Genomic DNA, 26,332 nt, shown 5'->3' on the forward strand with positions numbered 1-26,332 from the left:
ATTTATATACCAAAACACGAACATTCAAATAGATAGATTAAGAAAATGCGGGATTTAAAGGGGTGCAAAAGGTTTTTAAGAAATAAAAAAACTTTCCAACTAATACCAGATTTTATGATCTTTCCTGTCCATCCTGACACCCAAGCCATTCATGTTCTAGTATGCTGTATAAATAAGTGTCTCTCCAGCCATCTCTTAATAATAGATCTTCACGCATTTTACCTTCCAAATTTAATCCGCATTTTTCAAGCACTTTAGCTGAAGCAATATTTCTAACATCACATGTCGCAAATATTCGATGAAGCTTAAAATTTTTAAATCCAAATGAAATTACTTCTTTAGTAGCTTCACTTGCAAAACCCATGCCCCAATAGTTCGGATGAATTATATACCCTATTTCACCTATTTGATTAATTTCATCCCTAATATTAAACTCGATTGATCCTATTAATTCCTCGGATTTCTTTTCTATTATTGCAAATGCAAATCTAGTCCTATTTATTTGTTTCATATCTTCTTGTATGTTATAAATGTATTCCTTAGTCTCATTCTCTGTATTCGGACCCCATGGCTGAAATTGACATACAACTAATTGAGATGCATATTTATGTACTTGCTGCCAATCGCTTTCAACAAATTCACGTAAGTTTGTTCGATTTGTGCTCAAATTTAAGATCATATTTTCACCTTTTTCTATTTTATTTATAAATGAATTTTAACATATTTCAAAATATTTAATTAGTTACATAAGAACCGGACAAAGGATCCACCAAAATGAAAGAATTGCAAAGACTGTCCTTACTTCTTATCTAGCAAAACAAAAAAAGAGCCTCTATTAGATAGAGACTCTTTTTATAAGATTAAAGTTCAATTGGAGCTTCTTGCTCAGGTTTCGTATCGAATTGAACTCCTACTACGTGAACATTTACTTCAGATAATTCAAGACCTGTCATCGTTAATAATGCTTGACGAATATTGTCTTGTACATTACCTGCTACAGTTGGGATTGACTTACCAAATTTAACTAGAATGTATACATCGATTGTAATTCGATCTTCTGATAAATCAACTCGGACACCTTTACCGTGATATTTCTTACCGATAATTTCAGAAATACCAGATGCTAGGTTTCCACGCATGCTTGAAACACCTTCAACTTCAGCAGCTGCAATACCAGCAATTACTTCGATTACTTCAGGTGCGATTTCTACTCGACCTAATGTCGCAGTACCCATTTCCAAAATTTGATTTTCGTTCATACAGATCCCTCCACTTTATCCTTTAACAAGCGCATGCTCCTCAAGGAATTTAGTATTATACTTCCCTTTTACGAAGATTTCATTTTGCAATAAATTTAAATGGAATGGAATTGTTGTGTAAATTCCTTCTACCACAAATTCTTCAAGTGCTCTTATCATTATAGCAATTGCTTCTTCTCTTGTCTTGCCATGCACGATAACTTTCGCAATCATTGAATCATAATATGGCGGAATTGTGTACCCGCTATATACAGCAGAATCAACACGAACATTCGGACCACCTGGTGGTAAATACGTAATGATTTTACCAGGAGACGGCATAAAGTTCTTATCTGGATTTTCAGCATTAATACGACACTCAATTGACCATCCTTTTAAAGATACTTCTGATTGAGTTATTTTTAATGGATGACCTTTAGCAATTAATAATTGTTGTTTAATAAGATCAATACCAGAAATATATTCAGTTACAGGATGCTCAACTTGAATACGTGTGTTCATCTCCATAAAGAAGAAGTTTTTAGTATGTGGTTCATAAATAAACTCAACAGTACCTGCACCCCAGTAATTTACTGCTTCAGCTGCACGAACAGCTGCTTGACCCATTTTTTGACGAGTTTCTTCGTCTAAAACAGGAGATGGAGCTTCTTCTACTAATTTTTGAAGACGACGTTGAATTGTGCAATCACGTTCTCCAAGATGAATCGTATTACCATGTTCATCTGCTAAAACTTGAATTTCAACATGTCTAAAATCTGTAATATATCTTTCAAGATATACACCTGGATTACCAAAAGCTGTTTGAGCTTCTTGTTGAGTAATTTGAATACCTTTTTCAAGTTCGGTTTCATCTTTTGCTACCCGGATCCCTTTACCTCCGCCACCAGCTGTAGCTTTGATAATAACTGGATAGCCGATTTCTGCAGCAATCTTTTTACCATCTTCAACACTTTGAATAATACCTTGTGAACCAGGTACTACCGGTACTCCTGCTTCTTTCATTGTTTCACGCGCAACGTCTTTTGTACCCATTTTAGAAATAGAATCAGCCGTTGGTCCAATGAATTTCACATTGCACTCTGTACATAATTCTGCAAAACTAGCATTTTCTGATAAGAAACCATAACCAGGATGGATTCCATCACAGCCAGTTAATTTTGCAATACTAATGATATTAGTCATATTTAAATAACTATCTTTTGATAATTTAGGACCGACACAATAAGCTTCATCTGCCATTTGAACATGTAATGCTTCTTTATCTCCTTCAGAGTAAATAGCAACTGTTTCAATATTTAATTCTTTACATGCTCTAATAATTCGAATGGCGATTTCTCCTCGATTCGCTATTAAAACCTTTTTCATTTCTTCACCTTCTCTAGTAAAGTACTGTTAATTTTGTAGATCTTAGGCCTTTACCAAGAATAATGGTTGACCATATTCTACTAATTGACCATTTTTAGCAAGTACTTCAACGATTTCGCCTTCAATTTCAGCTTCGATTTCATTAAAAAGCTTCATTGCTTCAACGATACAAACGATTGAATCGTTTTTAATACGATCACCTATTGATACGTATTCTTTTGCATCAGGAGATGGAGATGCGTAGAAAGTACCTACCATCGGTGATGTAATTTTATGTAAGTTACTTGTATCTTCTTTTTCCACTACAGGTGCAGCAACTTCTGCAGCAACTGGTCTTTCTAAAGTTGCAACTGGAGCAGATGTAACAACAGGAGCTACCTCTTGGTGTACAACTGGAGCAGATGTAACAACAGTTGTTTGTCCACCTTTTTTAATTTTAACAATAGCACCATTATCCTCAAATTCGAATTCATTTATTGTTGATTGATCGATTAACTTAATTAATTCTCTAATTTCATGAATTTTCATTCTGTTCACCCCTTAAGACATATAGTCTAATCTTATAACCTAATACTAAACTTTTCAACAAATTATTTTAACCAAAGTAATTCCTAATTATTTTTAACTATTTTACAAGGAATATTTATAATATTATTCCTTACCAAAAATAATTCAATATAAACTATTATAACAGGGAAAACCAAAGACGTAAAAGTGTATAGGAATTAGGAATAATCCTAAAATTCATATAAATTATTTATAAGGTTATTAAAAAAAATGAAGAGCTAGTAGTTTAATCCCACTGGCAACAAGTGATCTAAACAATGGACAGCCTTTTATATTGGCTATTACATACACAATGTTCTTCTAATTGGTACTTAGTCGATTTCCATTCCAGGTTGAAAAATTGGTCAAACTGACAACTGCTTTTATACAAAATGATAGCCAGTAGAATGGCTTCTACTGGCTTTGTTCAACAAATTATTTAACTTGGAATTTTACAACTACTAATTTTTCACCTAAGACACTTCTTGTCATTTGGATGATGTCATTCGCTGCTTTTCTGCTTGGTTTTGCAGATGTTACATCTACTTTTACTTCATCTTTGTCAGAACGAACTAGTGCATCTTTATAACCAGCTTCTTTAATCATAGATTCAACATCTGATTCTAATGCAGTTAATTTTTGAAGTTCGTTCATATTAGTGAATGCTTCACTCTTCTCTTGCGCTGATGCAGTTGCTGAGTCAACAGTAGCTTTATATTCATCAATTAATTGACTTCTTTGATCTTCTTGTTCCATACGTTGTTTTAAGAATACTTCACTAGTAGAATTTTCTTTGGAAGCTGTTTCTTTATCGTTTTGTTTAGTAGTATCTGAGTTTTGTTTAGACGTATCTGTTTTAGAATCCGTTTTCTTAGTATCTTTAGGAGTTGAGTCTAATGAATCTGTATTTGTGCTATTATTCATGTTCATAAAACTTGTTGTTTTTAAATTATCAGGTGTCGTTACGTAATAAACTGATAATACAACTACTAAACTTAACATTGTTAATAACCAAATTGTTTGTTTTTTCATTTAACTTTTACCTTCTTCCTCTTATTTTTTTGGTTGTACAGAGACACGATAGCTTGGTACATCAAGTAATCGTGTAACAGCTTCTCTAATCATTTGTTTAATTTCTAGGTTTTGTGCACCTTTGGCTACAATTAGAACGCCTCTAATCCTTGGCATTTCAGTCTCGACTATAACTGGTTCTTGTTTATCTCCGTTATCAATAATAACAACTTGCTCTTCTTGAGATTGATCGTCAATATTTCGTGTTCCACCTTGTTTATCTGTTTCATCAGTTTCTTGGGTGCGATTTGTTTTATTTGTTTGGTAAACTTTCTTTTCACTACCTTCAAGATTTACTTCTACTTTTACATTACTTACACCAGCCATATTATTTAATGTGTCAGTAAGCTGCTGCTCGTATTTTTTTTCAATTTCTTCTATTTTGTTCGATGAGGATTTTCCACCACCACTGCCAAGAGTCTCAACAGCTTGTTCATTATTTTTTGGTGTTCCACTCGTTTCTGTGGAAATAGGTGAAAGCATTGAATTCGTTTTTTGATTTGTATTAGCAAATAGACTGCTTGCAATCATCCAACAAACCCCGAGTCCCAGTAGAGCTAGTACATATTTTCTCGTCAGTTTAAATGGACTTTTTTCTTTGTCAGAAGAGGTTTTGTCATCGCCATTTCCTTTTAGAAAGTCTGCTAATTTTATTGGTGAAATCTTTTTCTTCATTTGTCATTACTCCCCTCCTTCCATCTTGACTTCGATTTGCTTGTCCTCAAGCTCCCATTTATTTGCTAAAAAAGTTTGTAACTCTTGTTGTTTAATTTTTTCATCGTCTGTCTGAACTGGCTGATCGGTATTAATTGATACTTCTTGAACAGGTTCTACATTGCTTGTCTCATCTTTTTTAGGACCAACATAAACAATTACTTTAGAAAGATCCTGGGCTGTTTTGACTGTATTAACTCCATCTTTTACTTGTAAATCCACATTTGTAATGACCTGTTCAAATTCCTTTGCAAAGCTTTTTTCAACGTCCTTTTTCATTTGGACAGCCATTTGTTTTAATATATATGCACGTTCTGCTTCTTGTATTTCATTTTTCTTATTATTTATTTCATTTTTTATTTCGCCATTTGCTTCATACGTTTTGGATTGGTATCCAGCTAGCACTTCTTTTATATTTACTCTGAATAATTGAAATATTGGTTGGAGCATCATGACAATTAATAATAGACTGGCTACAAATCGTACATATTTTGCTAAGCCGGTATTTGGAATTAACATCATTATGACGGTTGCAACTAAAATATAGACGATAATATTTGAAACCCAGTGTATAAAGAATTCCATTTTTTCACCTACCTAAACATGACGACAATGTTTCCTGCCGCTATTATTAAAGTCATACTTAAGAAAAACATTAATGAAACAATTGATAAACAAACAAATAAATAAGTTACACTTTTTCCGATCGTATCAATCGTGCTAATGATATTTTTACTTCCAACTGGTTGTAAAATCGCCGCTGAGAATTTATAAATCAAAGCTAAAACTAATATTTTAATAGCTGGGAATACAACAATTGCTAATAAAGTAACTAAACCTACAATCCCAACTGTATTTTTTAATAATAAAGACGCACTAATAACTGTATCTGTAACGTCTGCAAAAACTTTACCAACAACCGGAACAAAATTACTTGTTACAAATTTAGCTGTTTTTACTGCTACCCCATCCGAAACTGCAGTCGTCAAACCTTGTACACTTAATACCCCTAAAAAAATAGTTAAAAAGATTCCTAGTACACCTACAGCAACATTTCTTATTAATGAAGCTAGTTTTGTCACCTTTAACTCATCATTTATAATGCTTACAATACTTAAAATTGTAGATACAAGAATTAAAGGTAGTACAAAATACGTGACTAGTAATCCACTTGTATGCATTAAAAAAATTAAGATTGGATGGAAAACGCCAACAGATATAACACCACCTGATGTCGCAATTAAAGCTAGTAAAATAGGTATTAGTGCTCGTAAAAAATCAATCATGACTGTAATTGCATCTTGGGTGGCCTGCGTGGCAACATAGAAACTATTTAATGCAAATACTACTAATACTAGAAAAACCACATTATCAGCAATCTTACTGACCGTACTCTTCTCAAATGCATTTTGTAATGATTGGAGTAAAGAGCTAAAGATAACTAACATAATTAAGATCCCTAATATTTTTCCATTACTTAATAACTCAAAAAATATATATTTAGCAAATGCAATAAACCATTCTTGCAATGAAAATTTCTTTTCTCCCTTTATAAATTGGATGAAGTCCCCTTTTTGACTTTCTGGTAAAAAACCACCATATTGATGGACAACTTCATCCCAATATTGTTGAACTTCATCGATTCCTAACTTTTGTATTTGTTCATTTACTATCTCAGCAGGTGGAGGAGCAGCTTGTACAATTCTTGGTACTAAAAAAAAGAGAGTAAAGAAAAGAAGAAAAACTTTCATCCTTTTTGACATAATGTCCTCCTTTCCTTACATCTAAGAAATTTTTGGTAAAATACTTAAAATTGTTTCAATTAAAGCTGTTAAAATCGGTACTGCAAGAACCAAAATGAGTACTTTCCCCCCTAATTCAATCTTGGAAGCAATTGCCCCTTGGCCTGCATCTTTCGTAATTTGAACTCCAAATTCAGCTATGTATGCGATCCCAATTATTTTTAGTAAAGTTTCAACATACACATTTTTAATACTCGCTTGATTTGCTAGCTTTTGAATTTGATCTAATAAGAATTGCACCTTATCTAATAAAAATAAAAATAAAACACAGCTTATAAAAACAGTTATTGCTAAAGTAAAATTATTCATTTTAAATTGATTTAATAGAAGAATGACAAATGTCGCAGCTAAACCAATGCCAACAATTTGGATGATTTCCAAAGACTCTCACCCCTAATCTAATGAAATAGAAATACATCCCTAACTTTATTAAATAGATCACCAGCTTTAGTGATCACTTGAAGAAATACGATAATGAATGCAGTTATAATCGTCCAAGTAGCAAACTCTTCCTGTCCGGCTTTCTTTAAGACCGCATGGATAATTGCAGCAATTACTCCAATCCCAGCTATTTGAAACATCAATGCATAATTTGTAATCAATTTAAATTCCTCCTACAAGAGTAATATAACGATTAATATTCCACTTAAAACGCCCAGCATTTTAGACATTCGTTCATAACTGCCCTGCGAATCGATCGCTTCTTGCTCTTCTCTTTCCAAATGTTTTAAGGCTAAAATGATTTGTTTTTGTTGTGAATATTTATCATGCATACCAATCGTCTCACCAAATTGTAATAACACTTGTATGTCAGACTCTTTAATCGAGACAGTTTTTGCATATTTCATTAATGAATTTTCCCAGGCTTCTTTCGCTGATAATGCATTCGTTTCAAGTTGAATTGCAAAATCCTTTAAGCAACTATTAATCGGTCCTTTCAATTGACTCGAAATTCTTCTAAACGCTTCTTGCAGTGGCAATTGACTATACATTACCTCTGCCTCAAGAGATTGGAGAGCCAACTTCCAGCCCCTTAATTCTTTTGTTCGTTCTGATAATCGACCGGCAAAATAAAATCCAAGCCAGCTTGTTGAAAAAATGATAATGAGTGCTCCAATCCACCTCATCTAAAGCACCGCCCTCGGATGAAATAAACTAGTGAAATCTTTATTTTTAATATCCGTTACAGTACCAGGTGACGGAAAATTTGAAATTTCAATAAATCGTTCAAATGTCCCATTTTGAAACAAAGGCAAAAGAGAAGGGCGTTTTCTTATTTCCTCAAGTGAATAGCCATGGACGGTTACTATTAATTGAACACCGGCAAAGATTGCTTCTAAAATTGCATCAACGTCTTCCTTTTTTCCAATTTCGTCTACAAGAATGACATGAGGACTCATCGACCTTACAAGCATCATCATTCCTTCTGCCTTTGGACATGCATCTAATACATCGATTCTTTCCCCAAATGTATATTGAGGTACCCCTTTAACTGAACCTGCTATCTCAGATCGTTCGTCAACAATGCCAACCTTCCCAGGCCTTATTCCCCTTATGGCATCACCTTGACTCACCACCCTAGCAAAATCCCTAAGTAATGTTGTTTTCCCTGCTTGTGGGGGGCCAATTAGCATAGTGTTTTTCCATCTTCCTTCATAAACATACTTTACAAATGGACTAGCTATTCCTACTTTTTCTTTTGCAATCCGAAAATTATAAGAACTAATATCTCGAATCATTTTAACCATTCCATTTTCGGTTACAACGCGACCAGCTAACCCGACTCGATGCCCACCTTTAATTGTGATATAGCCTTTTTTCAATTCTTCCTCAATCGTATAAATTGAAAATTGACTTAACTTCCCAAGAATTTGCCCGCCTTCTTCTTCTGTTAGGATATAAGGTATAAAATTTGACTGATTATTGGAAATCACTTCAACTGGACGCCCGATTCTTAACCTTAATTCCTCGACTTGATGTAAGTCTCCATATGAACGCTGTAACTTTTCTTTAATTAATGTAGGCAATACGTTGAAAACCTCTTCCATATAAGGTCACATCCTATCATTTAAAAACTGCCAACAATATTAAAAACACACCACAAACTACTAAAACTAATCGAATAGGGTCCAATTTAGATGCAACCCCTATAATTCCAATAGCCATTGTTGAAATGAGAATAATAGGTCCGACAGTAGCCAAAACACTATTTACTGCCAATGCTTTCTTAATGTCGTTTAAATACAAAATTGTAAAAGCAGCAATCAATTCTACACTTCCACCAAAAACTCTAAGCATTCCCATACTTAGAACAGCTCGATCCATTGAATCAATCCAATCCTTCATAGCTACACACCTTTTTTCATTCTTTTTTATTACTAATATGCTGAACATGTCCATTTCAGAAGACAAACATTAACTCGAAGGCACAAAAAAGAGAGAAGTCGTATAACTTCTCTCTTTAGACTTGCTTATGAATGGTTGATATGTATCTAAAAAAGTAAAAATGAAATAACTTACTCACGACATGCCCATAAGTAAGTTAAAAAGCAGGATCCTGAAAATTACTTACTCATAAAGGGTTCATGAGTTACTATTATCGCAGAATCTTGAATTTTACTTACTCATAAAGAGTTCATGGGTTACTATTAACGCAAAATCTTGAATCTTACTTACTCATAAAGGGTTCATGAGTTACTATTATCGCAGAATCTTGAATTTTACTTACTCATAAGCGGTTCATGAGTTACTATAATCGCAGAATCTTGAATTTTACTTACTCATAAAGAGTTCATGAGTTACTATTATCGCTGGTTCTTGAATTTTACTTACTCACAAAGGGTTCATGAGTTACTATTAAAGCTAAAAAATGAAATTAACATGACTATTCTTTCTTTATAGTAGACCTTACTTCGTTATGCAATTCTCAAATAAATTAAAATATAATATAAACAAAAAAGATTATTACCATAATAACTTGCAATACCGCTTTTGCTAATGAGCTACTAATAAAAGAGACAACTGTCGCCCATGCAGATTTTATTGATTCTTTCGTATTCTTCCCTTGTAATTTCTCAGCAATAAAAACAGATATGAATGGGACAATAATTAAGCCAAAGGGAGGAAAAACAAACGATCCAACGATTACAGCTAAACAACCTACTCTTTCACCAGTTTTTGTACTGCCGTATTTTTTAAGAAAATATTTATTAGCCAGAATATCTGCTAGAAAAATAACAGCAGTAAAAATCAGCATAATAATCCAAAACGATATGTTTAAATTAGTTTTATTTATACCAAAGTAATAAATTAAAAAGCCTACCCATAATACTGGTACACCTGGAATTATTGGTTTGATTAACGCAATAAACGCCAATGCAAAACAAATGATAATCAATGTCCAAAGAACAATTGATGTAACCATTTAATCACCCTTACTTAGTTAAATTTGTTAATAAGAAAAAAGAGACACTCTTTAAATAAGTGCCTCCATTTTTACATTTAATTAAGCTTTTGAACGTGAAACGTAGCTAGCTTCAGTTGTGTTAATAATTAATACTTCACCTTCATTAATGAAGATTGGTACTTGTACAACTAATCCAGTTTCCATCGTAGCTGGTTTTGTAACGTTAGAAGCAGTATCACCTTTAATACCTGGTTCAGTTTCAACTACTTTTAGATCAACTGTGTTTGGTAATTCAACACCTAAAATTTCACTTTCAAAAGTCATGATATAAACTTCCATATTTTCTTTAAGGAATTTTAATTCACGTTCAATATTTGCTTCTGGTAATTCAATTTGCTCATAAGACTCATTGTCCATGAATACATGTTGGTTACCATTAGCATATAAATATTGCATTTTACGGTTTTGAATATGTGCTTTTGCTACTTTTTCACCAGCACGGAATGTTTTTTCTTGTACAGCACCTGTACGTAGGTTACGAAGTTTTGAACGTACGAATGCAGCACCTTTACCCGGTTTAACGTGTTGGAAATCCATTACTTGCCAAAGTCCACCGTCAGTTTCAATTGTTAAACCTGTACGAAAATCGTTTACTGAAATCATTAAATATCCTCCTAAAAAATGAAATGGTTCTATAAGTTTGTATAGTGTAAAAAAGAACCATTTCTCTTACCATGAATTTCTTTTACAACTTTATATCATAAAGTAAATTACGCTTTTTGTGTAGTTCTATTTTCTAATCAAATGAAAACTTATAAAATGATTAGATTTTTTGGTGAAGACATTAAGTTTTCGTTACCACCAGTTTTAACGATTAAATCATCTTCTATGCGAACTCCACCTAGATTTGGAATATAAATACCTGGTTCACAAGTTACGATCATATTTGGCTCTAATACTGTATCAGAACGGAATGATACGCCAGGTCCCTCATGTACTTCTAAACCAATACCATGGCCAGTTCCATGTCCGTAATATTCTCCATAACCTTTTTCCGTAATATAATCACGAGTTAAAGCATCAGCTTCTTTACCAGTAATCCCTGCTTTAATTCCGTTAACACCACGTAATTGAGCTTCAAGAACGATTTCGTAAATTTTCTTCAAATCAGAATGAGGCTCACCAACAGAAACTGTTCTCGTCATATCTGAAACATAACCTTTATAGTATGCACCAAAATCTAATGTTACAAAATCACCAGTTTCAATTACTTTTTCTGATGCTACACCGTGCGGAAGAGCAGAACGAGTACCAGAAGCAACGATTGTGTCAAATGATGATGAAGTAGCACCTAATTTACGCATAAAAAATTCTAACTCATTCGATACTTCTAGTTCAGTAACACCTGGACGGATAAATCCTAATATATGATCAAAAGCAGATTCTGCAATTTTAGCAGCTTCCTTAATGATTGAAATCTCTGCATCCGTTTTAATTAAGCGTAATTTTTCAATTAATCCACTAACAGGAACTAATTCTGGTTTTACCACTTTGCGGTAAGAACCAAATTCTGTAAACGTAACATGATCTTGTTCGAATCCAAGTTTTGCTACGCCAAATTTCTCTGTTAAAGCTGCAACTTCAGCTGGAATTGAGCCTTCATGTTTAACAATCTCATAACCTTCACATTGGCTAGTAGCTTGTTCAATATAGCGGAAATCAGTAATGAATAAAGCTTTGTCCTGAGTAATTAATGCAACACCAGCAGAACCTGTGAAGTTCGTCATGTAACGTCTGTTGTATGTACTAGTAACTAATAATGCGTCTAATCCTTTTTCTACTAAAGCTTCACGTAACTTTTTAATTTTTTCCATTGTCTTTCTCTCCCTTACTAATCTTTTTTAACGCACTTAAACCTAAGTCATATCCATACACACCTAAACCAACGATTTGCCCTACAGTTACTGCAGCTAAAACTGAAGTATGTCGGAACTCTTCTCTTTTATGTATATTTGAAATGTGTACTTCAATAGTTGGTACGGTAATACTTGCAATTGCATCACGAATTGCATAACTGTAATGAGTAAATGCGCCAGGATTAAACAGAATCCCATCATAGACATTATTTGCCGCATGCAGTTGATCGATTAATTCACCTTCATGATTCGATTGAAAGCAATCAATCTTATCCCCATCTTCATGTGCAAGCGATGATAAATGATCCTCAATATCCTTTAATGTAGTTGAACCATAGATAGAAACTTCTCTCTGACCGAGCATATTTAGATTAGGTCCATTCAATAATAAAAACTTAGCCATTTTAAAAGTCTCCACCCATCATTTTTTGCATATTTATCCCAAATACACATATCTTGGAATACCCAAGGTTTATTTTATCATAGGCCAGACTATTTTGAATAGCCACGCAAATATGCCTTTTGCTCTTGAAATGCAAAAGAAACAGAATATGCAATAAAAGTTCCGTATAAAATGAATAAACAGATTGTAGTAACTGTTGTATCAGACGAGTAATCCTTAATTGCTTTTAAATCGAATGCTATTTTACCAAGAAGAATAAAAACAATAACCCACAGGAGTAATCCAAAAAATATACCTGGCAGAACTCCGTTAAATTTTCTACCGATAAAATAAAATATAAATGCAATAATGATTGAAATAATGCCTATACCAACTATAGAAATTAAGTTTTCAACATAACCATTTGCCCATTTTCCAAGTTTGATTCTTTCTAAAACAAAGTTTGGACCAATTTGAGTAAAGTCAAAATAACTAAGAACTAACAAAACAGAAGACCAAAATATGCCACCAAAAAACCCAATACTTACAATCTTATTAAAGTTCTTATTTCCTTTCGAATCACCATCGCCACCTTGGACTAGGTATTCATTTTGACTTTTACTCTGATTTAGATTTTCATCTTGGTTTTGATTATTTTCTTGTTCTTGATCCTGACCTTGCTTTTTTTCTTTTTCTTTATCTTTTTCCTGCATTTAACATTTCCCTTTCCATACATTGCTAAATATCTCTGAGTATTATGTCCAAGAAAGAAATTTTTAATGTGATTCTGATTTTTTATTAGAAAATTAAAAATATTATGATTATTATTTGGATTTTCCTACTTCTTACTTGCACCATTATTATGCTTACATTTACAATAGATAGTAATAGATAAAAAACAAGTTTAGGTTGGTGCAACATGAGAGAGAAAAATAAAGCAGTTTATGGGGGTCAAGCAATCGTAGAGGGCGTAATGTTTGGTGGCAAAACACATACAGTCTCTGCTATCCGCAGGACAAATGAAGAAATTCAATATTATGAAGAACCGATACATATAAATCGGACAATGCAAAAATTAAAGAAAATTCCATTAGTCCGTGGTGTAGTCGCGATTATACAAGCAAGTATTAATGGATCCAAGCATTTAAATTACTCAACTGAAAGATACGGAATTGATCCAAAAGATGATGAGAAAATTGCAATTGAGCGTGAAAAACAAAAAGGTACGCTTGCAACTTATCTTGGGCTTTCATTACTAGCCGTTTTATCATTTTTAGTTGGAAAAGTTATTTTTACACTTGTACCAGTACTACTAGCAGCAACACTGAAACCAATATTTGAAACCGACTTTCAACAAGTCGTAATAGAAAGTATCTTAAAACTAGGTTTTTTATTAATTTATATTTACTTAGTTTCATTGACTCCATTTATAAAAAGAGTGTTTATGTATCACGGTGCCGAGCATAAAGTGATTAATGCGTATGAAAACAATATTCCTTTAACGATTGAAGGAGTCCAATCACAATCTCGACTTCATTATCGTTGTGGAAGTAGCTTTATCCTATTTACTGTAATTGTTGGTATGTTCATATACTTCTTAGTTCCAACAAGCCCGCTATGGCTAAGGATTGTCGATCGACTTTTATTAATTCCAGTCGTTATAGGTGTTTCGTTCGAAGTTCTTCAATTAACAAATAAAGTTCGAAATATTCCTATATTAAGATGGGTAGGTTACCCAGGATTATGGCTTCAATTATTAACAACTAAAGAACCAACTGATGATCAAGTTGAAGTTTCAATCGCTTCATTTAACCGACTTTTAGAAGTGGAAAAAAATAACAAGATTTAATTGACAGAATTTTATAAAAAATATCAACTTATTGGATAAAATGTAATAAACTATAAGAAACAATATTTTTCTAATACATTATTTACTCTTCACCATAGGAGGTGCTTAAAGTGAATCAAAAAGTGTACACATCAATATTTTATGGAATAATAGCATTAGCACTTTTTGGCTTAATTTCTCAGTTGATAAACGATCCAGCAAAATTATTACAACGATTTTTGTTTATTGGATTAATCCTTTTAATTATTTATTTTATTTATAGAGTTTTTTCATCAGCAAACAGTCAAAGAAGCCATCAAGACTCCTATCGTAAGGCTGCAAAACAAACTATAAAAAAATATAACACTCAAAAATCTAGCTCGTTTAAAAAATCGATTAACAAATCAAAGCCCACTTCAAGAAAAAGTACCTCCACCCCTTTGTTAAAAAAACGATCAAAGGATGCAAGTCACTTAACTGTGATTGAGGGTGAAAAGGGCAAAAAGAAAGACCGTGCTTCCTACTAAGCACGGTCTTTCTTTTTTGGACAATTCAATCAATCTGAGTCTATTAATTTGAAAGTAAAAGACTGTGCTCTATTTCGAAACACAGTCTTTTTATTTTTTTGAATTCGATTGCTCTTCATTCGATTTTTGAATATATTTTAATGCTTCAATTCGATTTTTATCTTCTTCAAAGAATTGTACAAGTTCTCCTATTCGATCAATCGCTTCCCAACTCATATGATGTTCCATTCCTTCAACATCTTGATAAATTAAGTTTTCATCCACACCAATAATTCTTAAGAATTGCTCAAGTAATACATGGCGATAGACAAGTTTTTTTCCCATTTTTTTACCTTTTTCGGTTAGGATTAACCCTCTATATTTTTCATAAATTAAGTAATCGTCTTTATCTAGTTTTTGCACCATTTTGGTTACTGACGATGGGTGTACTGATAATGCTTCAGCAATATCAGATACACGAGCATACCCTTTATCTTCAATTAAAAGGTAAATTTGTTCAATATAATCTTCCATACTAGGTGTGGGCATGTTCTTCCTCCAATACGCTCATTCAAACTTTATTCCGTTACAATAAGCATCAATAAAATGATACAACACATAAACCAAAAGTGCAATTAACATGAACACATTTAAATGATAATAGATCTTCATTCTGTATAAGTGTATGATAGAAATAATAAGAGTGTACCTATAAAATAGATACACTTCATTATGTAAAATATTGAATTTCACCATTAGGAAAATACTTTTTTATATAACCCGAAATGGTCTCTTCAATTGAAGCAGCCTCTTCTTTTTGATAAAGATATTTTCCAATTCCATATTTGCCCCATTTATATTTCCTTTTCTCTTCATCCATTTCAAGTTTAGTATTAGGATACCTCTCTAAAATCACTTTTTTGGCAGGCTTAGTAAACCGATGTTGTATAAGCTCAAATGTCATCTTCTCGTTTGCCAAATCACCTAATGCATCCTTTAATCGAATAAAAAGCTCCTCATAGCCCTCTTCCCATTCTTCATGCATATAAATCGGTGCAACAATAAACCCAAATGGATATCCTGCATATGCAACTTTTTTCGCGGCTTCTATTCTCTCATCAAATGAACCAGTTCCAGGTTCGAAGTTTTTGATAACATACCTAGAATTTATACTGAATCTGAATGTTGTTTTTCCATTATGTTTTGCATCAAGTAAATGATCTACATGTGGAAATTTCGTTACAAATCGTAAACGACCGTATTCTGTTTCACCAATAAATTCAATCGTTTTCTTAAGCGAATGTGTTAAATAATCTATGCCAACTATATCAGAAGTACACGCAGCTTCAAACCTTGTAATCTCCGGCTCGCGTTCCTTTATATATTTCTGGGCTTGCTCAAAAATATTTTCTAAATTTACATATACCCGAATATAGGGCTTGGAACCAAGCGTTGTTTGTAAGTAGCAATAATGACAATGCCCCATACAGCCTGTAGCAAGAGGAATTGCATATTCCGCTGAAGGTTTAGATGTTTCAAACTTTAAAGTCTTACGCAACCCAACCACTAAAGTAGACTTAGCGATCCTGTATTTTTCCACATCATTTTCACCAGGTAAATTACGAATTTGATTATGAGATGTTGTTTCTCTAATTTCTAAACCCATCTGCTCAAATTTCTCCTTTAATTCCTTCCCTAACGGATACTCTAAAGCTTGGGGCTCGAAATAAACAAGCTTTGGTATAAAAGGTTTCATATACTCTACTCCCTCTCCACTTTTTTGTTTAGTATTAACCCCGATATGAATTAAAACAGTGGAAAAGGTAGGAAGTTCTCTTGTGATGCTCCTTTATTTTTTAGTTGATGCCTAAAATTGAACGGATTGAGGGTATTTATTGCCTCATCTGCAATTTTTAAAAAAATCGGATCGATTTATTATTAACTTTTTATGGGATTACACTACATTTTTGGGGTTCCATTAAATTTTTGCGTTCATTATATACTTAACCCTCGCTGGGATACCCAATTTATTTGCATTCCCACCTCATTCTTTTATTTGCACTTCTAATTTATTCGCATTTCTCCCCCAAAACCCAAAGCAAAAAAAAGAAAGCCAAAAAGGCTTTCAATAAAATACTACTTACGTAAATTCCATTCCTCAGTACCATATTTAGTAGCAGCTAAATCCTGTACTTCCTTCTCTTGTGCCTCTGTTAATTCATAAGGCACTAACTCGATATCTAAGCCAATTTCGAAGCCTTTTTCAAATGCTTTATAAAGGTCAGCCATTGTTTTAGGAGTAGTACTTTCTGCGTTGATCCAAGTTGCACGATCTAAGAATCGTTTTTTCATTCTCTCTCTCACAGCGTCTGAAGAGAAAATATATAAGTCATATAACATATCTACATCAATATTTAAAGGAATTGAACCGTGCTGAAGAATTGAGCCCTTTTGTCTCGTTTGTGCACTTCCAGCAATTTTTTTATCATTTACAACAACTTCATACCATGATGGCGCATCAAAGCAAACGGCACTTGCTGGGTTTTTTAATTCATTTTTTTCTTCAGCAGTTTTTGGTACAGAAAAAGAAGCATCTAAACCAAGTAGCTTGTACCCTTCTAAAATACCCATTGAAATCACTCGATATGCTTCTGTAACAGATACAGGCATATTCGGGTAGCTTTCTGGTACAATTACGCTATAAGTTAATTCATCGTGATGAAGTACGCTTCTTCCACCAGTTTGGCGTCTTACAAAATCACCATTGTATTTTTTTAATGCTTCTAAACTTATTTCTTGGTTTTTTTGGAAATATCCGATTGTTACAGTAGGATTTTCCCATTCATAGAAACGCAGTGTTGGAAGAAAACCTTCTTCACTTTGCCACTTGATTAAGCATTCATCAAGAGCCATATTATAGCTACCTGATTTTACTCCGCTATTAATAAAATACCACTTTGTCTTTGTCATGTTGAAAATCTCCTCATTTTTCGATTAATTTTTACTTTTTTAATGAAAGTTTCTTGCACAATCCTACTAGAGAATTATAATAAGATAAGTAGGTAATTGAAAGGTGTTGAAAAATTTGAGTCAGTTTTTACCAATAATTTTTGTCGTACTAGGTATCATTGTATACTCAACAGTTATGTATTTCTACCAAAAACGTTTAATTAAAACGTTAACTGAGGAAGAATTTCGTGCTGGCTACCGTAAAGCTCAGCTAATTGACTTACGTGATCAAGAAGATTTTAAGAACGGCCATATATTAGGTGCTCGAAATATTCCGTTCGCACAATTAAAAACGCGTTCAAAAGAAATTCGTAAAGATCAGGCAGTATATTTATATGATCAAATGGGCGTTCGTCCTGGACAAGCTGCACGTATTTTACGTAAACAAGGTGTAACAGAACTTTACCAACTTAAAGGTGGCTACAAACTTTGGTCTGGTAAAATTAAAAAAGGTTTATAATCCATTTAATAATGAAAAAACTACTTCATTTTTGTGAAGTAGTTTTTTTCGATTATTGTAGAAGGCATTAAAACCAAGCTCTGAACGATTTTATTCTTTATGAGTTTTTGGTTTAGCGTATTTCTCGCCTTTTGTATCGACTTTTATGGACTCGATGATTACTGGAGTAACAGGTTTTTCCATTGAATCTACTTCAACTGCGTCAATTTTCTTAACAATATCGATGCCTTCTGTCACTTTACCAAATGAAGCATATTGCCCATCAAGGTCAGGTGTATCGTTTGCCATAATGAAAAATTGACTTCCAGCACTATTTGGATCACCAGTTCGTGCCATAGATAGTACACCTGTTGAATGTTTTAAATTATTTTTAAACCCGTTTGATGTAAATTCTCCATCAATTGCATATCCTGGCCCACCGCCACCAGTTCCCTCAGGGTCGCCACCTTGAATTACGAAATCTCTAACAACTCGATGGAATGTTAATCCATTATAAAATCCTTTGTTTGCTAGTGAAATAAAATTATCTACTGTATTTGGTGCAATATTAGGATATAATTCAGCTTTAATGACACCGTAATCCTTTACCTTTATTGTTGCAATTGGTAATTTCCCATGTTTTTTACCATTTGCAGATTTTTCATTATTGTTTCCACATGCTGCTAATAAGCTGATTGTTAATACTAGACAGCTTATTAAAATTGCCCTAATCGATCTTTTTAACATTTTTCCTTCTCCCCCTCTTTCATTTTTTAGTTTACCAAATTTGACCATGTATTTTCTATAGTTTCGAAAAATTGGGAATTTTTGCACAGACCGAATTATTTCACATAAATAATAAAAAACTACTACTCAAAAATGAAATGAATAACAGTTTTCTTTAATTGATTTATCCAACTCGTTTAGATGGTTCATCGATTTTATTTTTTGCAAATGGAAACCACCAATTCCATTTTCCAAATAACTGCATTAAGCTAGGAACTAAAACTAAACGAACGATTGTAGCATCCAAGAAAATGGCTATAGCAATCCCTATTCCCATCTGTTTAACAGGTACCATATCCGTAAAAGCAAATGCCCCTGTAATAACAATCATAATGGATGCCGCTGATGTGATAATACGGCTCGTCGATACTAACCCTTCTCTTGTTGAATAAGTATTATCTCCTGATTCATAGTATAGCTCTTGCATTCTCGACATTAAAAATACTTCATAGTCCATACTTAAACCGAAAACTAATCCAAAAACAAACACTGGCAAAATCAACATAATATCAGATTGTGGTAAGCCAAAATTACCACCTTGGAATAACCAAGTAATAATTCCAAACGTTGCACTTAAAGATAAAACATTCATTAAGATCGCTTTGATTGGAATGATAATGGACCTAAATGCAATCATTAATATGATAAAAGTACTAACCATAATTACAAGTAAACCGTATACAATATTATCTGTAATTTCATCAAATAATTCTTGTTCAAATTTCACTTGACCACCGACAGTATAATCAAGCCCTTCAATTTTCCCATTATATTTATCTTCAAAATCTCTTACCCATTGCTTCCCTTTTTCTGATTTTGGATCAGAATTCAAGAAAACTTGAATATAAGTTTTATTCTTTTTAATATAGGCATCAATGGCAGGCTGAATTTTTGATGCGTTTGGAGATTTTAAAGCAGGTAATAATTGCTGAGCGTTTAAATTAACTGCATTCAACACACTTTTAACTTCATAAACATTTTTGTCATCTTCAAGCTTTTTCTGTATTTTATCTAATGCATTTACATTATTTTGCTTTAAAAAGTCCGTATTAGATTCTAGTATTATTGAGACTGTTCCATGTTTTTGGGCTTCCGGAAGAAAAGCTTTTTGATATTTTTCATAATTAATTCTCGACGCTGCATCCTTTGGTAATGCATCAATTGTAGGGATATTTAAGTGCACATCCCTAATTGGAATGACGAAAAGACCTAAAATGATTAATGATGTTAGTGCCATGATGATTGGTCTTTTCATAACGAAATTTGCAAATTTTCTCCAAACTGCTTGTTGTTGGTCTTGGCTTCGATTCGCAATCGATTTTAACGTACCCTTATTAATATTTTTACCAAGAGCTGAAAGTACTGCTGGTAATAGAGTTAATGATAAAAATAAACTAACTAATACAACAACTGCACCACTTATTGCAACACTTCTAAAAAGATCAATATTTATGAAGTACAGAGCTGATAATCCAATAAATACACATATACCAGAAAAAATAATCGCTCTACCTGCAGTTGCAAACGTTATACTAATTGCTTCTTTCACTGATGAATGATTCTGTAATTCAGTCTTATAACGGCTTACGAATAATAAGGCAAAATCGATTGATAATGCTAAGCCAATCATCGGTGCAACATTTAAGACAAAGATTGATAAATCAACATGCTTACCTATAAAGAATAAAATTCCAAATGTACTTAAAATACTTATCATACCGATTATAATTGGAATCGCAGATGCAACTAAACTTCCAAATGCAAAAAATAGGACGATAAACGCAATCGGTACACCGATCATTTCTGCTTTCTTTAAGTCTTCTTGACTAGTTTTATTCATTACATCACTAATAATTGTAAATCCAGTTGTCCCTACCTTTACAGTATCATTTGAAAAAGACTCTACTTTTTTTGCAAATTTATTGTTTAGATCAACAAGCTTATCGTGATCCTTCTCATTGTACAATAGAGATAAGTAGGCAATATTATCTTTTTTCATACCCGGATTTATTAGTGGGTGATGAAATTGTTTTACATTCTTTTCCTTTTGAACTTCCTTCACAATCCGTTCAATATCAGATTGGAATTCGGCGTTAGAGGCACCTTTTTTCCGCTCGAGAATAATGATGAGTGAATCTGGCGATTGTTCAAATTCTTTTTCTAGTATGTTCTTAGCTTTTTCATATTCTCCAGGTGTCCTAAAACCATCTCCATCTAAAATGCCAGGTAAATGCTTCGAATAAATACCTAGAATGATTGAAAAAATTGCTAAAATTGCAATAACAATATACCGGAATTGATAAATCGATCGACCCACCTTTTTCCAAGCACTATTTTCACTTACTGTACTTTTCATTCTTCCACTCCTTATTTACATATCCTACCAATATCTTATCAAACTGATGTAATTTCGCCTATTGATTTATATTTTGAGTCAGAAAAAATAAAAAGAAAACTCTTCGATTGAAGTCTTAAGGCGAAGACAAGGGCTAATTATACTTCCTAAAAATGGCAACCTGTCGAATGAACTACCTCGATGCCAATTGCTCTATTCTTAATATGTAAAAAAACGCCCATAATATAAATCAATTGATTTATATTATGAGCGTTAAAATTTTGAAACTATGATTGCAATGATGATTCCAATTAATGCTCCAACAACAACTTCATATGAAGTATGACCTACTAGTTCATTTAGTGCTTTATAATTTTTAATTCTTCCATGAAAAAAATCATTTAATAGCTTTGCATGTTTACTAACAGCCAATCTTACACCTGAAGCATCGTACATAATAATCGTCGCAAAAATTGCTGAGATTGCGAAAGTAACATTTCCAAAACCTTCTGTTAATCCAACACTTAATGCTAATCCAGTAACGGTTGAGGAATGTGAACTTGGCATACCACCAGAAGCAAAAAACTTAGATAGATCAAATTCTTTTTCTTTAAATAAATGGATTATGACCTTTAAAAACTGCGCAATAAACCACGCTATAATAGCTGAAATTAATGGCTCATTATGAAGAATCGTCAAAAAGACCTCCTTTAGGTGTAACTAATTGTTATTCCATTATTATCTTTCTTAAATAATTGTATATTCATTAATAGCTTATAAGAACAAAATAATTTTTGTTAAATATTAAAATGCTAAACAGATTTTTACTTTTGTACCAATATTATTAGTTCAATGAATTATTTATCCTAATGTTTTTTACTTATTATTTTTATTTAATATTTGACATATATTGGAGAACTTCAATCACATAATACAAGATTAGGAAATATTTAAATTTTTAATAAATTATCATTTTTGAAATTGACAATCCATATAATTCTGATAGACTTAGTTGTAATTAAATTCTAGGAGGAAGCTCATGAGCCAAACCAACGACTTAACACCCATCATTGAGGTCGTGGAATCATTACTTAATGGTTTAAGATTTGGAACAATCACATTAGTCGTTCAAGATGGGAGAATTATTCAAGTAGAAAAACAAGAAAAAATCCGATTAAAGTAAATAGGGTTCCTGCTGACTAGAAAAACTAGAGGCAGCTCAAGTCTACGTATGAAAAATGTAGATTTGAGCTGCCTTTTCTTTTTAGGATAACTTGGCTTCTTAAAGTCAATTGGAGGAAAAGAAAATGAGATTTGAAAATTGGAACGAGAAAAGTATTCCTGATTTTTCGATTGATAATGAAACAAAAGGTGCACTTGAAGTACTCGAATGGGCTTACAAAACCTATGGTGATGATCTAGTTTATGCTTGTAGCTTTGGAGTTGAGGGAATCTTATTAATTGATTTAATTTCAAAAGTAAAACCTGATGCAAAGGTTGTTTTCTTAGAGACCGGCCTACATTTCAAGGAAACTTATGAATTAATAGACCGCGTGCAAGCTAAATATCCAAGCTTACAAATAGAAAAGAAGACACCAAGTCTAACTTTAGAAGAGCAAGCTAGTATTCATGGAGATGAGTTATGGAAACGTGAACCAAATAAGTGCTGTAATATTCGCAAAATCTTACCACTTCAAGAAGCTCTAAAAGGTGCTCCAGCCTGGGTGTCAGGCTTAAGAAGGGAACAATCTCCTTCAAGACAAAAAACAGAATTTCTTAATCTAGATAATAAGTTCATTTCAATTAAAATTTGTCCCTTAATCCATTGGACTTGGAAGGAAGTTTGGCGATATGTATATTACAAAAATCTCCCATACAATCCATTACACGATATAGGGTACCCAAGTATTGGTTGCGAGGTATGTACTTTACCGGCTTCAAATTCTTCAGATAGCCGATCTGGTCGTTGGTCTGGTTCACAAAAAACTGAATGTGGATTACATGATTAGTTGTCAATATTAGATGCTAAAAAATGAAAGTTTATTCTTACTAACTATTAAAATAGGAAAATTTAAGGAGTGTTTAGAAATGAGTTTACCCCCACATGGCGGAGTCTTAATTAATCGATTTAATCCAGAAGTTACTGTGAAGGATGGTTTGAAGGAAATTCCTTTAGATTTAATTGCGTTAAGTGATCTAGAGTTAATTGGAAATGGAGCTTATAGTCCCCTAACTGGTTATTTAGGAAAGGATGATTATGAGCAAGTCGTAAGCACAATGCGATTAAAAGACGGAACTGTATGGAGTATTCCAATTACACTTCCTGTGAGTGGACAAATAGCTAGTAATCTAAAACTAGGTGAACTTGTTAAACTAACTTTTGAACATAATGTGTATGGCTTGTTAAAGATTGATGATATTTATACACCTAACAAATTACTTGAGGCACAGTTTGTTTATGGTACTACTGATACAAACCACCCTGGAGTAGCAAAAATGTATTCCCGTGGTGATGTTTATTTAGGCGGCGAAGTAACTGTTATTAGACAAATTAATCGTACTCAATTTACTGAACATTATTTAAGTCCAAAAGAAACGAGAGAAAAATTTGCATCATTAAATTGGAAGAAAATAGTCGGGTTTCAAACTCGTAATCCAGTTCATCGTGCCCATGAATATATTCAGAAAACCGCACTTGAAATTGTAGATGGTTTGTTCTTAAACCCATTAGTTGGAGAGACAAAATCGGACGATATTCCTGCAGAAGTCCGAATGAAAAGCTATAAAGTCTTACTTCAAAACTATTATCCTACAGATCGAGTATTTTTAGCCGTATTCCCTGCCGCTATGCGATATGCGGGACCAAGAGAAGCTGTGTTCCATTCGATTGTTAGAAAAAATTATGGCTGCACACATTTTATTGTTGGGCGTGATCATGCTGGCGTTGGCAATTATTACGGAACTTATGATGCACAAAAAATATTTCAAAAGTTTTCACAAGATGAATTAGGAATCTCTCTCCTATTCTTTGAAAATAGTTTCTATTGCACAAAGTGCGAGAATATGGCATCAAATAAAACATGCCCGCATGGTAGCGAGCATCACGTAACATTATCAGGTACGAAGGTTCGTGAAATGCTAAAAAAAGGTGATCTTCCTCCTTCTGCTTTTAGTAGAAAAGAAGTTGTTGAAGTACTAATTGAAGGTTTAAAAGAACCTGAATCAATTTCTGTAGAATAGGAGAAAAGTTAAATGTCTAAAAATATCGTTTGGCATCAGTCTAGTATTTCAAAAGAAGATCGCCGACAAAAAAACAATCACCACAGCTGTATTTTATGGTTTACTGGTTTATCTGCTTCAGGTAAATCGACGATTGCTAACGAGATTGCAAAAGCTTTATACCATCTTAATGTTCAACAATACGTATTAGATGGTGATAATATTCGTCACGGCTTAAACAAAGATCTAGGTTTCACTGATTTTGACAGAACTGAAAACATAAGACGAATTGGTGAAGTAGCAAAACTTTTTGTTGATAACGGGCAAATTGTCTTGACGGCTTTTATCTCCCCTTTTATTGCTGATCGAAATATCGTTCGGTCATTAGTCGAGCAAGACGAGTTTATTGAAGTTTACGTAGAATGCTCCGTTGAAACTTGTGAGAGTAGGGATCCGAAAGGACTTTATAAAAAAGCAAAAAATGGTGAAATTCAAAACTTTACAGGTATCAGCTCTCCGTATGAGGCACCAATAAATCCAGAAATTACATTAAATACTGATAGGCAATCTGTACAAGAATGTGTTGAAACAATACTTCAATTTTTAAAGAGTAAAAATTATATTGGGTAAGGTGATGTTCGATGGCATTTGAAAAAATTTGGAAAGACAATCTAAAGCTAAATGAAACTGAAAAAAAGAAACTCGTTAAGGATGGACTTAAAATTTATGATGACATCCCCTACTATGCTGAAAATGGGTTTGAATCCATCCCAAAAGATCAATGGGATTTATTCAAGTGGGCTGGATGCTATTTACAAAAACCAAAAGAAGCCGGATATTTTATGATGCGAGTTAATGTTCCGTCCGGCATATTAACACATGAACAGCTTATAACATTAGCAGAAATCGCTCGTGATTATGGTCGAGATGTGTATGATATTACTACCCGTCAAGCAATCCAATTTCATTGGTTAACTATTGATCAAATACCAGATATTTTCACTCGTTTAGAAAAAGTTGGTCTATCTAGTGCTGGTGCATGTGGCGATATTACACGTAATATCGTTGGTAATCCACTTGCAGGAATCGATCCAAATGAATTATTTGATACTACACCGATCGTAAAGGAAGTTTATGAATTCTTTCAGTTTAATGAAGAGTTCTCCAATCTACCTAGAAAATATAAAATGTCGATCAGTACAAATAAAAATAATGCATCTAATGCAGAAATTAACTGCATTTCATTTATTCCGGCGATTAAAGAAATTGACGGCAAAGAAACTTCTGGTTTCCATTTAAAAGTTGGTGGTGGTCTATCTTCCGCTCCACATTTAGCTCAAGAACTAGATGTTTTCTTGTTACCACATCAAGTGAAGGAAGTTGCAATCGCCGTTACTACAATCTTTAGAGATTATGGCTACCGTGAGAAACGTCATCACTCTCGTTTAAAGTTTTTAGTCGCTGATTGGGGCGTTGAAAAGTTTAAAGAAGTTTTAGAAGGATATACAGGTAAACTATTAACAAAAGGAACAGGCTTTGAAGAGTCATGGAATGCAGGATATTTTTATGGCGTTCATTCACAAAAGCAAGAAGGACTAAATTATGTTGGATTAAGTATACCTGTTGGAAGATTGCATTCTAAGGAAGTATTTGAGTTAGCTAGAATTGTTAAAAAATACGGTAATGGTGAAATACGTAATTGTAATTCACAAAATTTAATTTTGCCAAATATTCCAACTGAAAATATTG

Annotated in this window: 32 protein-coding genes; 8 read left to right on the plus strand and 24 right to left on the minus strand. The window is 33.1% G+C overall.

Annotated features, from left to right (window positions below; genetic code table 11):
• Window positions 1-112: 112 nt before the first annotated feature.
• The 18 genes from CN514_RS18890 to CN514_RS18975 all read right to left on the minus strand — a co-directional run bounded on the left by CN514_RS18890 (window position 113) and on the right by CN514_RS18975 (window position 13,174).
• Window positions 113-679, minus strand: a complete 567-nt coding sequence (locus CN514_RS18890) for a GNAT family N-acetyltransferase (RefSeq protein ID WP_098233930.1) — start codon at window positions 677-679, stop codon at window positions 113-115.
• A gap of 181 nt (window positions 680-860) precedes the next feature.
• Window positions 861-1,259, minus strand: a complete 399-nt coding sequence (locus CN514_RS18895) for an Asp23/Gls24 family envelope stress response protein (RefSeq protein WP_056475162.1) — start codon at window positions 1,257-1,259, stop codon at window positions 861-863.
• A 15-nt stretch (window positions 1,260-1,274) separates the two neighbouring features.
• Window positions 1,275-2,624, minus strand: coding sequence for an acetyl-CoA carboxylase biotin carboxylase subunit (accC, locus tag CN514_RS18900; RefSeq protein ID WP_098233931.1), 1,350 nt, complete (start codon window positions 2,622-2,624; stop codon window positions 1,275-1,277).
• A 42-nt stretch (window positions 2,625-2,666) separates the two neighbouring features.
• The gene (gene accB, locus CN514_RS18905; protein WP_097978565.1) at window positions 2,667-3,152 is read right to left on the minus strand and encodes an acetyl-CoA carboxylase biotin carboxyl carrier protein; all 486 of its coding nucleotides are present in this window, start codon (window positions 3,150-3,152) and stop codon (window positions 2,667-2,669) included.
• A 453-nt stretch (window positions 3,153-3,605) separates the two neighbouring features.
• Window positions 3,606-4,202, minus strand: a complete 597-nt coding sequence (locus CN514_RS18910; RefSeq protein ID WP_098233932.1) for a SpoIIIAH-like family protein — start codon at window positions 4,200-4,202, stop codon at window positions 3,606-3,608.
• 21 nt (window positions 4,203-4,223) lie between these two features.
• Window positions 4,224-4,916 (minus strand): stage III sporulation protein AG, encoded by a 693-nt coding sequence (gene spoIIIAG / locus CN514_RS18915; RefSeq protein WP_098233933.1) that lies wholly within the window; start codon window positions 4,914-4,916, stop codon window positions 4,224-4,226.
• Window positions 4,917-4,922: 6 nt separating this feature from the next.
• Window positions 4,923-5,540 carry a stage III sporulation protein AF gene (gene spoIIIAF / locus CN514_RS18920; RefSeq protein ID WP_098233934.1) on the minus strand — a complete coding sequence of 206 codons (618 nt, stop codon included), beginning with the start codon at window positions 5,538-5,540 and terminating at the stop codon, window positions 4,923-4,925.
• 8 nt (window positions 5,541-5,548) lie between these two features.
• A complete protein-coding gene (gene spoIIIAE / locus CN514_RS18925) occupies window positions 5,549-6,718 on the minus strand; it encodes a stage III sporulation protein AE (RefSeq protein ID WP_098233935.1) in 1,170 nt (389 codons plus the stop codon).
• Between the two features lie 21 nt (window positions 6,719-6,739).
• A complete protein-coding gene (gene spoIIIAD, locus CN514_RS18930) occupies window positions 6,740-7,129 on the minus strand; it encodes a stage III sporulation protein AD (RefSeq protein ID WP_098233951.1) in 390 nt (129 codons plus the stop codon).
• Between the two features lie 26 nt (window positions 7,130-7,155).
• Window positions 7,156-7,359 carry a stage III sporulation protein AC gene (spoIIIAC, locus tag CN514_RS18935; RefSeq protein WP_088072847.1) on the minus strand — a complete coding sequence of 68 codons (204 nt, stop codon included), beginning with the start codon at window positions 7,357-7,359 and terminating at the stop codon, window positions 7,156-7,158.
• 12 nt (window positions 7,360-7,371) lie between these two features.
• On the minus strand, window positions 7,372-7,884 hold the full coding sequence (spoIIIAB, locus tag CN514_RS18940) for a stage III sporulation protein SpoIIIAB (RefSeq protein ID WP_098233936.1): 513 nt from the start codon (window positions 7,882-7,884) through the stop codon (window positions 7,372-7,374).
• Complete coding sequence (spoIIIAA, locus tag CN514_RS18945) at window positions 7,885-8,805, minus strand: stage III sporulation protein AA (protein WP_097978560.1); 921 nt, start codon at window positions 8,803-8,805, stop codon at window positions 7,885-7,887.
• 16 nt (window positions 8,806-8,821) lie between these two features.
• Window positions 8,822-9,103 carry a YqhV family protein gene (locus CN514_RS18950; RefSeq protein ID WP_025672203.1) on the minus strand — a complete coding sequence of 94 codons (282 nt, stop codon included), beginning with the start codon at window positions 9,101-9,103 and terminating at the stop codon, window positions 8,822-8,824.
• 589 nt (window positions 9,104-9,692) lie between these two features.
• A complete protein-coding gene (locus CN514_RS18955) occupies window positions 9,693-10,181 on the minus strand; it encodes a DUF456 domain-containing protein (RefSeq protein ID WP_097978559.1) in 489 nt (162 codons plus the stop codon).
• A gap of 81 nt (window positions 10,182-10,262) precedes the next feature.
• Window positions 10,263-10,826 carry an elongation factor P gene (gene efp, locus CN514_RS18960; RefSeq protein ID WP_098233937.1) on the minus strand — a complete coding sequence of 188 codons (564 nt, stop codon included), beginning with the start codon at window positions 10,824-10,826 and terminating at the stop codon, window positions 10,263-10,265.
• Between the two features lie 149 nt (window positions 10,827-10,975).
• The gene (locus CN514_RS18965) at window positions 10,976-12,037 is read right to left on the minus strand and encodes a M24 family metallopeptidase (RefSeq protein ID WP_098233938.1); all 1,062 of its coding nucleotides are present in this window, start codon (window positions 12,035-12,037) and stop codon (window positions 10,976-10,978) included.
• Complete coding sequence (gene aroQ, locus CN514_RS18970) at window positions 12,024-12,482, minus strand: type II 3-dehydroquinate dehydratase (RefSeq protein WP_098233939.1); 459 nt, start codon at window positions 12,480-12,482, stop codon at window positions 12,024-12,026. The genes CN514_RS18965 and aroQ overlap by 14 nt, the downstream gene beginning before the upstream one ends.
• 89 nt (window positions 12,483-12,571) lie before the next feature.
• Window positions 12,572-13,174, minus strand: coding sequence for a YqhR family membrane protein (locus CN514_RS18975; RefSeq protein ID WP_098233940.1), 603 nt, complete (start codon window positions 13,172-13,174; stop codon window positions 12,572-12,574).
• Window positions 13,175-13,380: 206 nt separating this feature from the next.
• Here CN514_RS18975 and CN514_RS18980 point away from each other — a divergent pair, with 206 nt between their 5' ends.
• Both CN514_RS18980 and CN514_RS18985 read left to right on the plus strand, forming a co-directional pair.
• Window positions 13,381-14,310: a DUF1385 domain-containing protein gene (locus CN514_RS18980; RefSeq protein WP_098233941.1), complete on the plus strand. Its 930-nt coding sequence runs from the start codon at window positions 13,381-13,383 to the stop codon at window positions 14,308-14,310.
• A 110-nt stretch (window positions 14,311-14,420) separates the two neighbouring features.
• Entirely contained in the window at window positions 14,421-14,816 is a 396-nt protein-coding gene (locus tag CN514_RS18985; protein ID WP_098233942.1) for an SA1362 family protein, read from the plus strand.
• Window positions 14,817-14,906: 90 nt separating this feature from the next.
• On the opposite strand, the gene mntR is transcribed toward CN514_RS18985, so the two are convergent.
• From mntR to CN514_RS19000, 3 genes are all read right to left on the minus strand, one after another.
• Window positions 14,907-15,344: a transcriptional regulator MntR gene (gene mntR, locus CN514_RS18990; RefSeq protein ID WP_097978553.1), complete on the minus strand. Its 438-nt coding sequence runs from the start codon at window positions 15,342-15,344 to the stop codon at window positions 14,907-14,909.
• 181 nt (window positions 15,345-15,525) lie between these two features.
• Window positions 15,526-16,551 carry a spore photoproduct lyase gene (splB, locus tag CN514_RS18995; RefSeq protein ID WP_098233943.1) on the minus strand — a complete coding sequence of 342 codons (1,026 nt, stop codon included), beginning with the start codon at window positions 16,549-16,551 and terminating at the stop codon, window positions 15,526-15,528.
• 380 nt (window positions 16,552-16,931) lie between these two features.
• Window positions 16,932-17,765: a lipoate--protein ligase family protein gene (locus tag CN514_RS19000; RefSeq protein ID WP_098233944.1), complete on the minus strand. Its 834-nt coding sequence runs from the start codon at window positions 17,763-17,765 to the stop codon at window positions 16,932-16,934.
• Between the two features lie 175 nt (window positions 17,766-17,940).
• On the opposite strand from CN514_RS19000, the gene CN514_RS19005 reads away from it, so the two are divergent.
• Entirely contained in the window at window positions 17,941-18,264 is a 324-nt protein-coding gene (locus CN514_RS19005) for a rhodanese-like domain-containing protein (protein WP_084006937.1), read from the plus strand.
• A gap of 90 nt (window positions 18,265-18,354) precedes the next feature.
• On the opposite strand, the gene CN514_RS19010 is transcribed toward CN514_RS19005, so the two are convergent.
• The 3 genes from CN514_RS19010 to CN514_RS19020 form a co-directional block, all read right to left on the minus strand.
• Complete coding sequence (locus CN514_RS19010) at window positions 18,355-18,990, minus strand: peptidylprolyl isomerase (RefSeq protein ID WP_098233945.1); 636 nt, start codon at window positions 18,988-18,990, stop codon at window positions 18,355-18,357.
• A gap of 163 nt (window positions 18,991-19,153) precedes the next feature.
• Window positions 19,154-21,385 (minus strand): MMPL family transporter, encoded by a 2,232-nt coding sequence (locus CN514_RS19015; protein ID WP_098233946.1) that lies wholly within the window; start codon window positions 21,383-21,385, stop codon window positions 19,154-19,156.
• A 252-nt stretch (window positions 21,386-21,637) separates the two neighbouring features.
• Window positions 21,638-22,063, minus strand: a complete 426-nt coding sequence (locus CN514_RS19020; protein WP_286141756.1) for a divergent PAP2 family protein — start codon at window positions 22,061-22,063, stop codon at window positions 21,638-21,640.
• 340 nt (window positions 22,064-22,403) lie between these two features.
• Here CN514_RS19020 and CN514_RS19025 point away from each other — a divergent pair, with 340 nt between their 5' ends.
• The 5 genes from CN514_RS19025 to CN514_RS19045 all read left to right on the plus strand — a co-directional run.
• A complete protein-coding gene (locus CN514_RS19025) occupies window positions 22,404-22,547 on the plus strand; it encodes a YezD family protein (RefSeq protein WP_097978548.1) in 144 nt (47 codons plus the stop codon).
• A 124-nt stretch (window positions 22,548-22,671) separates the two neighbouring features.
• Window positions 22,672-23,373 carry a phosphoadenylyl-sulfate reductase gene (locus CN514_RS19030; protein ID WP_098233947.1) on the plus strand — a complete coding sequence of 234 codons (702 nt, stop codon included), beginning with the start codon at window positions 22,672-22,674 and terminating at the stop codon, window positions 23,371-23,373.
• Window positions 23,374-23,452: 79 nt separating this feature from the next.
• Window positions 23,453-24,604 (plus strand): sulfate adenylyltransferase, encoded by a 1,152-nt coding sequence (sat, locus tag CN514_RS19035; RefSeq protein ID WP_098233948.1) that lies wholly within the window; start codon window positions 23,453-23,455, stop codon window positions 24,602-24,604.
• 12 nt (window positions 24,605-24,616) lie between these two features.
• The gene (gene cysC / locus CN514_RS19040) at window positions 24,617-25,213 is read left to right on the plus strand and encodes an adenylyl-sulfate kinase (RefSeq protein WP_098233949.1); all 597 of its coding nucleotides are present in this window, start codon (window positions 24,617-24,619) and stop codon (window positions 25,211-25,213) included.
• Window positions 25,214-25,224: 11 nt separating this feature from the next.
• Window positions 25,225-26,332, plus strand: a 1,108-nt coding sequence (locus CN514_RS19045) for a nitrite/sulfite reductase (protein ID WP_098233950.1), incomplete at its 3' end; no start/stop codon positions are given.

The sequence above is a fragment of the Bacillus sp. AFS001701 genome (genome assembly GCF_002559405.1).
In the GTDB taxonomy this organism is placed as follows: domain Bacteria; phylum Bacillota; class Bacilli; order Bacillales; family Bacillaceae_G; genus Gottfriedia.